The sequence below is a fragment of the Yeosuana sp. genome, from assembly GCF_057126245.1.
This window is the reverse complement of the sequence record NZ_DBNGMQ010000036.1, coordinates 1-12204: the sequence shown is the minus strand read 5'-3', so window position 1 is coordinate 12204 and position 12204 is coordinate 1. Positions and strand designations below refer to the sequence as shown.

General features: G+C 34.6%; 9 protein-coding genes. 3 read left to right on the top strand and 6 right to left on the bottom strand.

Annotated elements, in window-relative coordinates; translation table 11 throughout:
- Window positions 1-134 precede the first annotated feature (134 nt).
- The 3 genes from AC15TD_RS03690 to AC15TD_RS03680 form a co-directional block, all read right to left on the bottom strand.
- A complete protein-coding gene (locus AC15TD_RS03690; protein WP_484450791.1) occupies window positions 135-1529 on the bottom strand; it encodes an ice-binding family protein in 1395 nt (464 codons plus the stop codon).
- A gap of 181 nt (window positions 1530-1710) precedes the next feature.
- Entirely contained in the window at window positions 1711-3030 is a 1320-nt protein-coding gene (locus tag AC15TD_RS03685; RefSeq protein ID WP_484450790.1) for a DEAD/DEAH box helicase, read from the bottom strand.
- A gap of 140 nt (window positions 3031-3170) precedes the next feature.
- Window positions 3171-3413 (bottom strand): cold-shock protein, encoded by a 243-nt coding sequence (locus AC15TD_RS03680; RefSeq protein ID WP_484450789.1) that lies wholly within the window; start codon window positions 3411-3413, stop codon window positions 3171-3173.
- A gap of 817 nt (window positions 3414-4230) precedes the next feature.
- Between AC15TD_RS03680 and AC15TD_RS03675 the strand changes: the two genes are divergently transcribed.
- The 3 genes from AC15TD_RS03675 (at window position 4231) to rlmF (ending at window position 9743) form a co-directional block, all read left to right on the top strand.
- A complete protein-coding gene (locus AC15TD_RS03675; protein ID WP_484450788.1) occupies window positions 4231-6450 on the top strand; it encodes an APC family permease in 2220 nt (739 codons plus the stop codon).
- 190 nt (window positions 6451-6640) lie between these two features.
- A complete protein-coding gene (locus AC15TD_RS03670) occupies window positions 6641-8833 on the top strand; it encodes an amino acid permease (protein WP_484450787.1) in 2193 nt (730 codons plus the stop codon).
- Between the two features lie 34 nt (window positions 8834-8867).
- The gene (gene rlmF, locus AC15TD_RS03665) at window positions 8868-9743 is read left to right on the top strand and encodes a 23S rRNA (adenine(1618)-N(6))-methyltransferase RlmF (RefSeq protein ID WP_484450786.1); all 876 of its coding nucleotides are present in this window, start codon (window positions 8868-8870) and stop codon (window positions 9741-9743) included.
- 83 nt (window positions 9744-9826) lie between these two features.
- Here rlmF and AC15TD_RS03660 read toward each other — a convergent pair whose 3' ends face one another.
- The 3 genes from AC15TD_RS03660 to AC15TD_RS03650 are packed head-to-tail and all read right to left on the bottom strand — an operon-like array spanning window position 9827 to window position 12169.
- On the bottom strand, window positions 9827-10882 hold the full coding sequence (locus AC15TD_RS03660; protein ID WP_484450785.1) for an NAD(P)-dependent alcohol dehydrogenase: 1056 nt from the start codon (window positions 10880-10882) through the stop codon (window positions 9827-9829).
- 4 nt (window positions 10883-10886) lie between these two features.
- Entirely contained in the window at window positions 10887-11312 is a 426-nt protein-coding gene (locus AC15TD_RS03655; RefSeq protein ID WP_484450784.1) for an OsmC family protein, read from the bottom strand.
- Between the two features lie 11 nt (window positions 11313-11323).
- Window positions 11324-12169, bottom strand: coding sequence for a dienelactone hydrolase family protein (locus AC15TD_RS03650; protein ID WP_484450783.1), 846 nt, complete (start codon window positions 12167-12169; stop codon window positions 11324-11326).
- Between the last annotated feature and the right edge of the window lie 35 nt (window positions 12170-12204).

Here is a 12204-nt window from a genome sequence, read left to right as displayed (position 1 = left end):
ATATCGTAAAAGAAACTTTAGAGATAAAATTTTAAAAAAGGAATCTTTATTCTAAATTAGTTTTTCAAAAGTATCTTCAAAAAAAAAGAGATGTCCCATCGGAACACCTCTTTCAGTACTATTAAAAATTTAATTTATTGTGGTTTTACCACGGTATTTCCATCAAGAATTACCGCTGTTTGTGCTAAGGCTCTCCCATTAAACGAAGCTCCTGTTTGAAGCGTTATGCCTGTCATTGACAAGATAACACCTTCAAAATGCGAAGTCGCTCCAAAGGTTGCTTCTCCGGCTACCTGCCAGAAAATGTTTGAGGCTTTTGCCCCACCTTCTAGCGTTATTTTTGTAGCAGCACTCATGTTTAAATCACCTGAAATCTGGAAAATCCATACATCATCTGCCGTTCCTGAAATAGTCACGTCAGCAGGCACTGTAACAGTACTGGTCCATTTATAAAGACCTGCAGTTAATGTTTTGCCACCAATGTTTCCTGTTCCCAGTTCAACAAAATCTGGTAATGGACGTCCGGCTGCATCATTATAAGCTGTAATCATATTTTCAACCGCAGTCGTAAGGTTTTCAGAAGTAGGTGAAGCCATATCTGCAGCAAACACATGTCCGGTAATTTGTGCGGACGTTGCATAACCTGTAAAATCTGTTAGGGATAATCCTGTAATATACGATGTCGCAGCAGGGCTTAATCCTAAGTTACCCGTAATTGCAGATGTTGGATTGTTATTGATTGCTGTTTTTGCAAGAATAACATAATTTCCAGCTGTGCCAAGGTCAACAACGGCTAAACCTGCGGCATTACTACTTGTTGTAAAACTCCATTGAGTATTAGCTCCAAGATTATTTCCAGCTAAGTCTTTCGCTCCTGTAGTTATTGTTGCAGTGTAAAGCATATCGGCTGCAAGAACAGTTGATGAAATAAATTTTGCTGTAGTTCCTGAATAAGAAACGGTTCCCGCTATTGCATTAGTTCCTTGTTTTAGTGTGAACGTTCCAGTATTAATAGATGATGCATACATGTTTTCACTAAAGGATACAGTAATAACTTTATTTCTAGCAATGTTTGTATCGCTATCAAGAGGATCCGTTAAAAGGACCGTTGGTGCAATAGCATCAGCTAAAGCACTGGTAGTAAAACTCCATACTTTATTTGTACTTATGGCGTTCCCGTTCATGTTTTTAGCATCGGTTGATACAGTCGCTGTATAATTTGTTGAAGCCATCAACACATTGTCCGGTGTAAAACTTGCTGTTGTACCAGACTTGCTTACAATACCACTTACATTATTTGCGCCTTCCATTACACTAAAAGATTCGGCATTAATAGTTGCTGGATCCATAGCTTCACTAAAGGCTACTGTTATAACTTGATTAAGAGTCACATCAACGGCATTGTTTTCAGGACCGGTAGAATCAACTGTTGGTAAAAGACTTGATTGTGAGTTGTCGTCGTTTGAACAACCCATGAATAATACAACCATTGCTATTGCAAAAGCTGGTAGTAGGTTTTTAATTTTCATAGTTATAAGATTAGTGACGTTAAATAAGTATCACAAATCAAAGGTAAGGCTGCACTATTCCTTTCATGTTACATAACATTTTCTTTAAGTTATATCATTCGCACCTAAGGTCATAATCGTAATTCTTAAAATTCACGAGACTAACTTATAACTGCAAAGTCGCAAGGCTATAAGTAGTCTTTTAGTCGCTTAAAAAAGTAATCCTGACTTTTTTCTTTTTTAAACGAGTGTTGTTTAAGGTGCCCACTAACTGCTTCGCTTTCGTGAGTGGCACCGCAACGAACGCACAGTCCTGTTTGAGTTCAATGGTGCCAAGTTCGTCTTGTGTCAATCCGCCTTGTTTCATAAATAAACCAACAATATCACCTTTTGAAATTTTGTCTTTCCGACCACCCGATATAAATAATGTTTCCCAAAATTGCGATGCACGGGCTGCTTTTTTGGACACATTAATACCTTTAGCTGTTTTGATAAAGTCAGGTAAATGTTCGTCTTTCCATTTCAAGACGTAGGCAGTACCTTTGGCATTAACTCTGGCTGTCCGGCCATTTCTATGAATGAATTCTTCTTTATGTCTTGGCAATTCGTAATGAATAATAAACTTAAGTTCTGGAATGTCAATACCTCTCGATGCCAAATCAGTAGCAATAAGCACTTGACTTGATCCATTCCTAAAGGTTATCAAAGAACGCTCTCGTTCCTTTTGCTCCATACCTCCAGAAAAGCAGGAATGACTTATTTTATTTCGCTTTAGAAACTGGCTTACCATATCAATACTATCTCTTAAATTACAAAATACAATGCCTTGGTAGTTTCCGATATGAAGCAACAATTCTAATAAGGCAGGTAGTTTGGTTTTAGTTTCTGATACTACCGTTTTGATGGCTAAAGTAGACGTTCGTTTTACATTTAAATAATCTACTATTGTTGGCTTATTCAAACGCACGAAACCAGGAATCTTGATACCTTGCGTCGCCGAAGTGAGAATCCGCTTATTGATACTTGGTAATAGTCCCATAATAGCTTTCATTTCTTCCTCAAAACCATCTTCAAGTGATTTATCAAATTCATCTAGAATAAGAGTTTTGATGCTGGATCTAGAAAAACGATCACTATCAAAATGGTCGAGAATACGACCTGGCGTTCCTATTAAAATAGCAGGAACATGTTTAATTTCTATTTTGTCTTTAGACATGGGTCTACCACCGTACAGGGCATTGACCTTAAAACCAGAACCCATATCTCTGGCGATTTGCTCAATCTGAATGGCAAGTTCTCGAGACGGCACAATGATAAGTACTTGTACATCGTTGTTAGTTGGATCTAGAATATCAAGTAAAGGCAATAAGAATGCCAATGTTTTACCTGTGCCCGTAGGCGATAATAACATCGTATTAGTAGTTGATTTGATAACCGCCAAGGCTTCCTCTTGCATGGGATACAAGGCTCGAATTTTTAATTTATCTAAAATTTCATGTTGTTGTTTAATGCTATTTGCCATTTAGATGGATATTTTATTATTTGCAAAGGTAACCATTGAAATTTGTTAGATTGTTTAATTGAGGTGTGACTAGGTTATTCAGGTAGTCGTAAAACAAAAAACCACCCTTGAGGTGGTTTCTAATAATCGTATTTATTGGTTTACACTAGTTTTACCATGGTAGCACTTAAACCTTTTTCTCCTTTTTCAACATCAAAAGTCACATTGTCGTTTTCGTTTATTCGATCAATAACGTTTGAGGTATGAACAAAAATTTCTTCTTCTGAATCTTTTACGGTTATAAAACCGAATCCTTTGGCGTGATTGAAAAATTTTACAGTACCTTCTTTCATAATTTTATTGTTATTAGTATTCATTAATTTATTTATAAATTGTTTTATCATTTGTTATTTTTTTATTATTCAACATTTGTTTTGTTCTTTAAAAACAACACTTACTTTTTGCGTTTTCTTAAAAACGAAGCATTTTGGTATGATTATAAATATCACTAAATAGTGATGATTTAATTTGATACGACATGCCAAATTCTTGAGCAGTTTCTGATACTATTTTAGTCTGTCAAGGTCTATTAAAAAATGAGAAAGCAAAGGATTTATTAAAATTGTGAGAAATTAAAAAAGAAGGCTGTCCAAATAATTAACTTTATAAAAATAGGTTAAATTAGTGATAGTTTATAAAATAATATGTTAAATAATTGATAATCAAAATTATATATAGTTTTGCATACATTAATATTCCATACTTTTTAGTAGTAAAAAGAGGGATTATTTGCTCTACTCCTATTTAATAAATAAGAACTCGTGAACCGCAAGCGGTTTTATTAACATCGCAGAAGAAACTTTAGTTTAACAAAGCACCAGGCTGGTACCCCCATTGACTTAATTGAATCTTCGATTTCACTAAAATAGTCCACAGGACTATTTCTTAACGTTCTGTGCTGCTTATAAACAAAGCGACAAAGGAGATTCATGAACTCAATAATTTAAAATAAAAACCTTGTGAATAAAGCTCAAGTTACAAAACGCGGGACATTATAATACAATTTACAACAATCAGGGCAATAACGCATTGCCCAAAATTTGACATAATCATAGATATAATAACACACGAGTGTTTTAACGTTTGTGATTATGTTGAAGCGAATTGTAATTTGCTTTTATTTATTCGATATATTTATATATAAACTGATAGACTAACTTTATGGAACAAAAATCAAAGTTTACAACACTTCCTGTGTTTTTAACAGCTATTTCTACAATTTTAGGAGCTGTTATGTTCCTGCGATTTGGTTTCGCAGTTGGGTCAGTAGGTTTTATGGGAACACTTTTCATTATTTTGATAGGTCATTTAGTAACAATTCCCACAGCCATGGCATTGGCAGAAATTGCTACCAATCAGAAAGTGGAAGGTGGTGGTGAATATTTTATTATTTCTAGATCTTTTGGAATTAATATTGGTGCTGCAATAGGTATTGCATTATATTTTTCTCAGGCTATAAGTGTCGCATTTTATGTAATAGCCTTTGCAGAATCGTTTGAAGTTATTAAACCCTGGATTGAAGTTAATTTTGGATACGAAATTTATGATAACAGATTGTTTAGTATCCCTGCACTCCTTTTATTAGTTTGGTTAATGGTTAAAAAAGGGGCTGATATGGGAATGAAGGCCTTATATATTGTAGTTACAATTCTGACCATCTCACTTATTTTTTTCTTTGCTGGGTCTACTGAATTTAGTGAAACGTTTGATACGTCTCTACTTTTTAAAAACATAAGTAACGATAAAGGATTTTTTTATGTATTTGCTATTATTTTTCCTGCGTTTACAGGAATGACGGCTGGAGTTGGATTATCTGGAGATTTAAAGGATCCGAAAAAATCGATACCACTTGGTACGCTGTCTGCTACAATTATCGGAATGATAGTTTACGTTTTTATTGCCTATAAACTCGCTTCATCGGCCTCGACGACAGATCTTATAAATAATCAGCTAATTATGAGTAATATAGCTTATTGGGGACCTATTATACCCATAGGATTAGCGGCAGCCACTATTTCATCCGCTTTAGGATCTTTTATGGTTGCACCAAGAACGTTGCAAGCAATTGGTGGTGACAAGGTTTTTCCTAGAGAATTAATGAATTCATGGGTTTCTAAGGGTACAGAAAAAAATAATGAGCCTAGAAACGCGACGATTATAACGAGTATAATTGCCTTTGCTTTTATTTTAATGGGGGATGTAAATGCCGTTGCAGAAATAATTTCCATGTTTTTCTTGGTAACCTATGGCTCACTATGTTTGATTTCCTTTATGCAGCATTTTGCAGCTGATCCATCCTATCGACCATCATTTAAATCTAAGTGGTATTTGTCACTTTTAGGGACTATTATGTGTATTTATCTGATGTTTAAAATAAATACTCCGTATGCACTTACAGCCATTTTATTAATGATTTTACTCTACTTATACATTTCCTCAAAAAGTGGAACTAAATCAGGAATGGCGAGTATCTTTCAAGGGGTTATTCAACAATTGAGCAGAAGATTACAGGTATTCCTTCAAAAGGCTGAAAAACAAAGTACTGAAGAAGAATGGAGACCGGCTGTTATTTGTCTTTCTCAAGACAGTTTTAAAAGATTAGGGGCTCTTGAATTGATGAAATGGATCTCTCATAGCTATGGATTTGGTATGTATTTGCATTTTGAAAAGGCTTATTTATCTCGGGAATCTAAAAAATCTGCCCAAGTAATATTAGAAAAGTTAATACATAATATAGCAGATAATAAATCAAATGTTTTTGTTGAAACTTTGGTTACACCATCAACAACATCGGCTATTGCTCACGCTATTCAGCAACCGGGAATTTCGGGACAACCAAATAATATGATACTGTTCGAATATAAAAGAGGTGAAAAAGAATGGTTATCTGAAATATTTGATAATTACAGTTTGATAAAAACCATAGGTTTAGATATTGGAATTCTAGCGACTTCTGACAGAGGATTTGGCTACAAAAAAGATATTCATATATGGATACGTAAGGAAGATTTTGAAAACACGAATTTAATGATCTTACTATCCTATGTAATTTTAGGACACCCTGAATGGAAAAAAGGAAAAATAAAAATCTTTGCGGCCTTCCAAGTTGAGCACTTAAAAGAGGAACAAAATAACCTGATTCAACTGGCATCAACTGGTAGATTACCAATTTCTTCAAATAATATTTATGTATTACCTCTTGATGTATCTAAGAGTAAAATTGATTTAATTAATGAATTTTCGGCAGATGCCGACCTTACTTTAATAGGCTTTCATGAAAGTATCGTAAAATCTGAAAATAGAATTAAACTTTTTGAAGGATACGATAAATTAGGTAATATTCTTTTTGTTAACACCTTAAAAACAAAATTAATAAAGTAATTTGTTTTAATTTCCTGAAAAATTCTGTAAAACGTTTTCTTAACGCTCTAGCTAGTTTTTATAAAAATCAAACTTGTGAGTTCACGAGTATTTTAATAATAAAATATCACAGAAACATTTATCTTGAAAAGAAGAATTATTAGTTATATTCACATAGTTTTTTAGAACATTCTCTAAAAAAAAACAGAAAATGGCCGATAAAAAAAAATATAGAACATTTGAAGGTGTTTTTACACCCTCATTATTAACCATACTAGGTGTAATAATGTACATGCGTTTAGGTTGGGTTGTTGGTAATGCTGGCTTATTTGGTGCTATCATCATTATTATCATTGCTCATGTTATTGCCGTTACTACTGGTTTAAGTGTTTCATCTGTAGCATCCGATAAAAAAATAGGTGCTGGTGGTATTTATTACGTGTTATCACGAAGTATGGGAATTCCTATTGGAGGATCTATTGGTATTGCATTATATGTTGGAACTGCTTTTTCTATTGCCTTGTATTTGGTTGGGTTTTCTGAAAGTTTTAATGGTTATTTTGGTTTTGGAATGACTATTAATGATATTAGATTAACAGGTACTATTGCACTAATATCACTTACTATTTTAGCTTTAATTAGTACCTCGGTTGCACTCAAAGCGCAATTTGTTGTTCTTACAGCAATTGTAATTTCTCTAATTTCCATATTTTTTGGAACTTCAAACTATCAGCCTGAAACCTTACATTTATTTTCTACAACCGATTCTGTTAGTTTAGAAATTGTGTTTGCCATATTTTTTCCTGCTGTTACAGGGTTTACAGCGGGTATTGCCATGAGTGGAGATTTAAAAAACCCAAAAAAGTCGATTCCTTTAGGAACCTTATCCGCTATTGGCATAGGACTTCTAGTATATGTGGGACTTGCCGTTTATATTGCTTTTAATGTTGATTCTGAAATATTAAAAACAGATTATAATTTTTTAATGAAAATTGCCTTATATGCACCGGCTGTGGTTGCAGGAATCTGGGGAGCTACGTTGTCCTCGGCTTTAGGAGGCATTCTTGGTGGCCCAAGAATTTTACAAGCCATGTCTATAGACAAGGTAACCCCAAAAATATTCGGAAAAGCAAAAGGTAAAAACGGAGAACCTGTAAATGCCTTATTTATGGTTTTTATTATTGCTGAAGCTGGAATTTTAATAGGGGAATTAGATGTTATTGCTCGTGTGGTCTCTATGTTCTACTTAACCGCCTATGGTTTTATTAATGTGTCTTATTTTCTTGAAAGTTGGGCAAATCCAGATTTTCAACCCACATTCAAAATTAAGCGATGGATTGGTTTAATTGGCTTCGTAGCTTGTTTTACGGTCATGTTCAAACTAGATATGATAGCTATGATTGCTGCCTTTGCCATTGTCGGTATTTTATATTTTGGATTGCAGCGTAAAGAAGTAAAACTACAATCTAACGATGTTTGGCGAAGTGTTTGGGAAAATGTAGTAAACAAAGGCTTAAAGAAGATAAATGCTAACGCGGGTGATGAAAATTCTAATTGGAATCCAAATATTATTTTGTTTAGTGGGCAAAGTAAACATCAGTCGTACTTATTGGAGTTATGTAAAACGGTATCGGGTCGCACAGGGATTGTCACAAATTTTAAACTGATTGTGGGAAAGGATAATTATAAGCCCTTTAAAAAAACGGAACAAATAGTAAGAGATGAAACGTTTAGCGATCTTGGGATTTTTGCACGTCAAGTAAAAGTTGACAATATATATACTGGCATCACAAATATAGCTACTACGTTTGGGTTTTCGGGCGTTGAACCCAATACCATTATGATGGGCTGGCCCAAAGGGCTGGAGAATTCTGTAGAATATTCGAAAATGACGCAGACCCTGTTGCATTTAGATTATAATTTATTGTATTTAGATTTTGATAAAAAAACAAAGTTCGGGAATTATCAAACCGTTGATTTATGGTGGCGAGAAACCGATAGTAAGAATGCTGAAATGATGTTGAATATTGCCAGATTCATTATCGCTTCTCCTAAATGGAACGACACTAAAATTAGAGTTTTATTTTTGAATAACAACAATGTTGATACCGACTTGATTTATTCCAAAATTCATGAACTAGTCGACAATTTAAGAGTAATTGTTGAAATAAAAATTATTAATAACGCTGTAGAACAAGAACCTTTTTATGACATCATAAAGCAATATTCTGCAACTACTGATTTAACATTAATTGGGATTCCTAATTATAGGATAGAAAAACAAGCACAATTTGTCCTTAAAACCAATGATTTATTTGAAACAATAGGTTCAACGTTACTCGTTAAGGCTGCAAATAATTTTAATGTGCTCGATTTAGATTTTATAAAGGATGAATACCAATAACTTAGCAACTTTGAAATGAAGTACTTTTAAATAGATGCATCCTCAAAACCCGTATCGAGACCGTTATAATCTAGAAAGTTTGGTAAAACACCATACTGCCTTGCAGGAGCATATAATTATAAATCCCGCTGGCGAAGAAACCATTGATTTTAGTTTGTCAACGGCTGTGCTTGAACTGAATAAAGCGATTTTGCTTACCGATTTTAAACTAGAGGATTATTATTTACCAAAAGGATATCTCATACCTCCTGTTCCTGGTCGCTTAGATTATCTGCTGCATTTACGAGATTTTCTTTCTGAAAAATTTGGTGTCGATGTGAATTCTAATCTTCGGGGGCTAGATATAGGTGCTGGTGCCAATGCGATTTATTGCATTCTTGGTACGCAACATTTTAACTGGACTATGGTTGGCACAGATAGTGAAGCGGAAGCTGTAAATATAGCCAAAGCGAATATACTACAAACGGAAGCATTGCAAGATAATATTGAAATAAGACTCCAAGAAAATAAGAGTTTTCTTTTTAAAAATATTATTCAAGCACATGAACGATTTGATTTTAGCATATGTAATCCTCCTTTTCATAGTTCTAGAGAAGACGCCGTAAAAGGATCGTTTAGAAAACTTAAAAATTTAGGAGACGAAACTGACCGAAAAGAGCTTACTCTTAATTTTGAAGGTCAGGCCAATGAGCTTTGGTGTAATGGTGGTGAAGCGCTCTTTATTAAACGATTAATAAAGGAAAGTGTTTTGTTTAAAGATCAGGTAAAAGTTTTTACCAGTCTGGTCGCTAAAGCAGATAACCTCATCAAAATTGAAAAACAGCTTAAAAAAGTAAACGCAAACTACCATATCGTATCCATGTCACAAGGGCATAAAAAAAGTAGGTTTGTTTTGTGGTGGTTTAATTAAACCTTTGAACATGTCATTTAAAAAAAACAGCACTTAAACTAAATTTAAATGCTGCTTATAATAACTTTCAGTAAAACTATAAACTAGTTTTTAAGCGATTTCATATTAATCACAAAGCGGTATTTTACATCATTGCTGGTTACACGCTCATAGGCGGTGTTAATATCTTGCATATTAATTAATTCAATATCACTAGTAATATTATGTTTTCCACAAAAATCAAGCATCTCTTGGGTTTCTTTGATTCCGCCAATTAATGAACCGGCAATACGTTTACGTCCCATAATAATACTGCCACCGTGAAATGGTTTTAGAGGTTCTACCGCACCCACCAACACCATCGAGGCATCAATTTTTAATAGTGATAAGTATGGATCCATTTCATGACCAACAGGAATGGTATTGAGTATGAAATCAAAGCTTCCTTGGTGGGCTTTCATGGCCTCTGAATCTTTTGAAACCAAAACTTCATGGGCACCTAAATCTTTGGCATCTTTACCTTTTTCTGGTGATGTGGTAATCATAACCACATGGGCACCTAAGGCATTCGCAAATTTGACACCCATATGCCCTAATCCACCCAAACCAATAACACCAACTTTATCTCCTTTTTTCACTTTCCAATGTCTTAGAGGTGACCACGTGGTTATACCTGCACATAATAAAGGTGCGGTGGCTGCTTCGTCTAAATGTTCTGGAACGCGTAATACAAATTGCTCATCTACGACTACCGTAGTAGAATAACCCCCATAGGTCTGTGTTCCCGGGATATGTTTATTCAGACTATTATATGTAAATGTAGTGCCATTTTCACAAAACTGTTCTAAATCTTGCTGACAAGAAGAACAGGTGTGGCAAGAATCTACCATACATCCTACACCGACTAAATCACCAACTTTAAACGCACTCACACTATTCCCTACTTCTAATATACGACCAATAATTTCATGACCAGGTACTACCGGGTAGGTAGAACCTTTCCAATCGTTTCTTACGGTATGTATATCACTATGACAAACGCCACAATAAGTTATATCTATTTTTATATCATCGTGTCCTACCTGTCTACGTTCTATATCCAAAGGTTTTAAATCTTCAGTTGCAGCTGTAGCTCCGTAGGCTTTTACAGTTGTTGTCATATATCTATGAATTTTTTAAGGTTACTTTTAATTCGATGTTTGCATTTAATAATTTAGATACCGGACATACATCCTTGGCCTTATGTGCAATTTGTTGAAATTGTTCTGCATCGATTTCAGGAACATCTCCTTCTAAATTTAAACTAATTTTAGTGATAGCACCATCTTCAAACAAGACCGTTGCATCGACATCTAACGTGGTTGCTGTAAAGTTATCCTCATTTAATAAGAAACTTAATTGCATCGCGAAACAACCGGCATGCGCGGCACCAATCAATTCTTCAGGATTGGTTCCTTTTTCGCCGTCTTCAAATCGTGTATGAAATGAGTATGACGTATTCTCGAGTACTTTACTCCCTGTTGTTAAGATTCCTTTTCCTTCTTTTCCGCTTCCTTTCCATTCAGCATTTGCTTTTCTTGTAAATTTCATAATTATATTTTTTAATTGTTAAAAGTTTCGTTTAATAAATCTTGTAAAGCTTGCCAAGATTTGGCATCGGCTTCCGCATTATATTCTAAAGGTAAATTAAATTTCTCGCCTAAAGCAGTAGCTCCTTTACTGGTGTATGCGTGTTTTGCATTTTCATAAGCTACATATGTATAATCGGCTTTAATGCTATCCATAGCACGTGTGAAATTTGCAATAGATTCTGGCGACACAAATGGATCATCTGCACCATTGGCTACTAGTACTTTCGCTTTCAATTTATCATTAGGCATAATTGGTAATTGTACACCACTGTGAAAGGCTGCAACCGCATCTAAATCTTCGCCTGCATTTGCCATAGTTAAGACCACGCTACCACCAAAGCAATATCCTATTGCTGCAATTTTTGTTGAATCTACAGAAGGATGATTTTTTAAGACTTGCATAGCTGCATCAAAACGCGCTTTGGCTTCGTCTATATTTTTCATGACCATACCAGAAAATTTTCCAGCATCCGCAGGATGCGCTGCCTGTTTGCCATCACCATACATGTCAATTGCGATTGCTGTGTAGCCAAGTTCAGCTAACATATTTGATCTTTCGCGTGTATAATCGTTATGTCCCCACCATTCATGAACGACAATAATACCTGGTTGTTTTTGGTTCGTATTTTTATTGAAGGCGATATAGCCTTTCATGGTAGTATTACCTGTATTATAGGTCACTTCCTTGCCTTCTACCTCTATTTTTTTTGGCACTGTAATTTCAGTATCGGAATTATTTTGTTTAGGTTGATCTTTACAAGCTACAATAATAGCTGCAAGGGTTAACATTAAAAAAAGTGGTTTAGATAGTTTCATTGTTTTTAGTTTATTGGTTAATTATTTATTGTTTC

Coding starts and splice junctions, on each gene's coding strand:
- AC15TD_RS03655 (WP_484450784.1), bottom strand. CDS start 11,312: ATGAAATTTACAAGAAAAGCAAATGCTGAATGGAAAGGAAGCGGAAAA.
- AC15TD_RS03675 (WP_484450788.1), top strand. CDS start 4,231: ATGGAACAAAAATCAAAGTTTACAACACTTCCTGTGTTTTTAACAGCT.
- AC15TD_RS03650 (WP_484450783.1), bottom strand. CDS start 12,169: ATGAAACTATCTAAACCACTTTTTTTAATGTTAACCCTTGCAGCTATT.
- AC15TD_RS03660 (WP_484450785.1), bottom strand. CDS start 10,882: ATGACAACAACTGTAAAAGCCTACGGAGCTACAGCTGCAACTGAAGAT.
- AC15TD_RS03690 (WP_484450791.1), bottom strand. CDS start 1,529: ATGAAAATTAAAAACCTACTACCAGCTTTTGCAATAGCAATGGTTGTA.
- AC15TD_RS03685 (WP_484450790.1), bottom strand. CDS start 3,030: ATGGCAAATAGCATTAAACAACAACATGAAATTTTAGATAAATTAAAA.
- AC15TD_RS03670 (WP_484450787.1), top strand. CDS start 6,641: ATGGCCGATAAAAAAAAATATAGAACATTTGAAGGTGTTTTTACACCC.
- rlmF (WP_484450786.1), top strand. CDS start 8,868: ATGCATCCTCAAAACCCGTATCGAGACCGTTATAATCTAGAAAGTTTG.
- AC15TD_RS03680 (WP_484450789.1), bottom strand. CDS start 3,413: ATGATAAAACAATTTATAAATAAATTAATGAATACTAATAACAATAAA.